We start from the raw sequence: 3229 nt of genomic DNA, 5'->3' as shown, positions 1-3229 counted from the left end.
CAGCGGGATTACACCCGAAGATGAAACAGCAAACAAGGGCGAAGAACCAACTTCTGCGGAAGATGAGCTTCCGGCTACAACAGCAGATACAATGCAAGATTCAGGGGTACTTACAGCCGAAACTTATATACCCCAAGACAGAATGACCGCATCAGCCTCCTCTTCTGCCGCGGGAGAAGGGCCTGAAAAAGCAATTGACGGAAAAGCATCACCTCCGGCAAACTTGGCGGTTAAAACAGTATGGTGTGTGGATTGGAACGCCGCCGACATTGCCAGCCCGCAATGGTTTGAGGTGGATTTAGGAAGGAACTACCCCGTAAAGGCGTTTGAAATGTCGGGCAGAACCAACGGGAGCACACAAGGCGGTTTTATTACCAAATATGATTTATTAATAAAAGCCGAGGGTGCCAACGATTACCAAACTGTGATTACAGACGGCAGTTTTCAGGCAAAAACAGACGATACTCCTGTACGCGGAAACCTTGGGCAAACGCTGCAGGCACGATACATGCGGTTAGTGGCAAAAGAGATTGTCCCGTATTCGGGTGCATCGGCTAATAAATTTTGGCCGGCTATTTCAAACTTCAATGTCATTGCCGAATCTCAAGAGGAAGAGCCAACCGCCAATCAGCCATGGTCGGATGATTGGACAACCCCTGAAATTCCTCCCGAAGCGGACAAAATTTCAGGCGTAGCACAGCCGGTAATCTCACTGAATGAACCAACAGGGGACGGAACTTGGAAGTTCCTATTTACTCCGCCCGCAGGTTCAAAACCGGGACAAGCAGGACAGGACTTTGATTTTTCTGCATGGACAGATGAAAACTGGGAGAACATCAAGGTGCCCGGCGGACTGGTCATGCAAGGGCACGACATCCTCAACGAGGTGGAGTACTATTACCAAAGAGAAATAACAATTCCGTCCGATTATAACGGAAAGCGGATATTATTGAGATTCAATGGCGTTTACAGCTACGCACGTGTATGGGTTAACGATACATTTGTGCGCAGCCACAGCGGTGGATTCACCACGTGGGATTGTGATATCACAGATAAAGTTACAGCAGGGGAGACTGTTACCGTAACCGTTGGAGTAACAGATAAGCTGAACAATCCCTCCATCGGCAGCTGGTATGCACACCACAACATGGGCGGTATCAACCGCGAAGTTCAGCTGATTGCTTTGAACAAAGATTACATCAAGCGTTTGTATGCAGAAACAGAACTAGACGACAGCTTTACCAACGCTGAACTGAAACTAACGACAGAGATTCAAAAAGCTGCTGACGCAGACGCAATCTTGGCAATTGAACTTTCTAATGGTAAAGAAGTAATAGCCGAAAATGAGATTACTGTTGTAGCGGGAAAATCAATTGAAACTTTAACAATTCCCGTTGCATCACCCAAACTATGGGATGCAGAACATCCAAACCTCTATACAATGACCGCTACCCTTAAGGTAGGGGGGCAGACTATTCAAACCAACAGCCAAAAAATCGGCTTTAGAGAGATTACCTTTGGCGGAGCAGACGGCACGAACAAAAACATGGTTTACGTTAACGGCAAGCAAGTAAAGCTGCGCGGAACCTGCCGCCACGATGTTTCGTACGACCTTGGCCGTTCTACAACACCCGAGCAAGACAGATATGAAATTGAAACTTATAAAAATATGAATATCAATTTCATTCGTACTTCACACTATCCGCCCACCAAACAGCTCCTTGAAGCGTGCGACGAATTGGGCATGTATGTTTTGGAGGAAACAGCAGTATGCTTCCAGGGCTTTGACAACAACCCTCCAAAAACCACCGTAGCAGATTATCTTGACCAATTTACAGAGATGGTCGAGCGTGACAGAAACCATGCATCAATCCTTATTTGGTCTTTAGGCAATGAATCGTGGGGCGCATGGACTACAGCATTCCAAACAGAAGCCGATTACATTGCAGATGTTGATAAAACACGACCTACCATGTTTAGCTATCCTTGGACATCGAATGCACCGTACACCGATATTTACAGTACCCACTACGCGCCATGGAACGGTGATTATCAGGGCTGGGCCCCTTATGGCGGCATTCCCGCAAACCTTGACCGCCCGTTATTACATGATGAATATTCGCATGTTGCATGCTACAATCGCGATGAACTTACACGCGATACCAACGTACGCAACTTCTGGGGCGAAAGCATCAAGCGGTTTTGGGAGCGCCTGTTTACTACTGACGGTGAGCTGGGCGGCGCACTTTGGAGCGGTGTCGACGACGTTTTTTACATACCTGAAGGAACAAGCGAAAGGCACCAAAGCCATTCGGACGGCAGCGCGACCGGATACGGTGAATGGGGCAGCGTGTTGGATGCGTATATGCGTCTGAAGCCCGAGGCATATTTAGTAAAAAAAGCATATTCACCCATTCGTTTGAATGATGAAAATGTCGGCAATCCGGGTAACGCACCCCTTACACTTGAAATTAAAAACTGGTTTGACCATACCAACCTAAACGAAATACGTTTGGTTTACACAATCAATGGCGGCAGTGATCAGGTGATAGAGCAACTGGATAGTTTGGCTCCGCATTCTACAGGAGAATTGGAGCTGCCTGCTCGCAGCTGGAAGTAGGGTGACGTAGTTAATTTAAAATTCTATACGTCCGATGGCATTATGGTAGACGAATACAACGTAACACTGGGCAAGGCAAGTGTTGAATTCGCGGCTGCAAGCAGCACTGCTCCAAAACTTACCGAAAACGGCGAGTTTGTTACCGTAGCAGGTACTGATTTTTCCGTTAAATTTAATAAAAGCAGTGCCCGTTTGACAGAGGCAAAATTTAAAGATGATGTTTTGCTTACCGGCGGTCCAAACCTTAATGTAATTGGTTTGCCGCTGGGAGAGTGGACCCCAGATGCTCAAACGCCGTTTTCTGCGAAAGTAGAAAACAATCAGGCGATTATCGTTCTAAACGGTGCATTTGGTACACAAGGCATACGTTTTGATATTACCATCAGCGACAATGGAAGAATCGAAACAAAATATACGCTTACTACAGTTCCCTCCAGAAACAAAGATTTCTCAGAGATTGGCGTTAGCTATGACCTGCGAAGTGACGTAAAAAGTGTGGACTGGTTCAGGGACGGCTTATGGTCTGCATATCCAGACGACCATATCGGGCGTAACAAAGGAGAGGCACTGCGCGTGCGTCCGGGTTCTGATGTCACCCCCGATGAATAC

The 3229-nt window shown here is 47.1% G+C and carries 2 protein-coding genes; both read left to right on the top strand.

Translation table 11 applies throughout. The annotated features are described in order from the left end of the window. Window positions 1–2620: glycoside hydrolase family 2 TIM barrel-domain containing protein (locus RTV33_RS10770; RefSeq protein WP_312644159.1), on the top strand; the 2620-nt coding region annotated here is incomplete at its 5' end. A 42-nt stretch (window positions 2621–2662) separates the two neighbouring features. Continuing rightward, window positions 2663–3229, top strand: a 567-nt coding sequence (locus RTV33_RS10765) for a hypothetical protein (protein ID WP_312644157.1), incomplete at its 3' end; no start/stop codon positions are given.

It is taken from the genome of Hydrogenoanaerobacterium sp., from assembly GCF_032017025.1.
Lineage (GTDB): Bacteria > Bacillota > Clostridia > Oscillospirales > Ruminococcaceae > Hydrogenoanaerobacterium.
Note: the sequence above shows the minus strand (reverse complement) of the source record. Positions and strands in the feature narration are given on the sequence as shown.